Raw genomic sequence first — 431 nt, 5'->3', positions numbered from 1 at the left:
CATCCTCCACGATTGGGATCTTGCGCAGAAGATGGAACTCCTCGCGAAGTGCTACGCGGCGCTGCCTCCCGGAGGGTGCCTGATCGTCTACGACGCGGTGATCGACGATGAGCGCAGGCAGAATGCCTTCGGCCTTCTGATGAGCTTGAACATGCTTATCGAGACGCCTGGCGGTTTCGACTATACCGGTGCGCAGTGTTGCGCATGGATGAAGGAGGTCGGCTTCACACAGGTGCGTGTCGAGCCGCTTGCCGGGCCAGATTCGATGGTGATCGGAACCAGGTAGAAGCGTCTGGAGCCGACGCGCAGTAACCCTTGATCCGGAGATCGGCGGAGTCGCTCTGTTCCGGGCGCGACGCTGGACTGCCAGGCTGGTGCGCAAAGTTACCCGCGTATGTCATTCCCGCGTTTACGGCGGCACTACTTCAGAC

The 431-nt window shown here is 60.8% G+C and carries 1 protein-coding gene; it reads left to right on the top strand.

Going from position 1 to position 431, the window contains the following annotated elements:
- Nucleotides 1-286 (top strand): methyltransferase (locus VSR34_RS38715; protein WP_342965274.1); only part of this gene is annotated, 286 nt, incomplete at its 5' end.
- Nucleotides 287-431 lie beyond the last annotated feature (145 nt).

Source organism: Paraburkholderia sp. JHI2823, assembly GCF_038900695.1.
Classification (GTDB): Bacteria; Pseudomonadota; Gammaproteobacteria; order Burkholderiales; family Burkholderiaceae; genus Paraburkholderia; species Paraburkholderia mimosarum.
The sequence above is the reverse complement of the archived record's forward strand: the minus strand, read 5'-3'. Positions and strand labels throughout refer to the sequence as shown.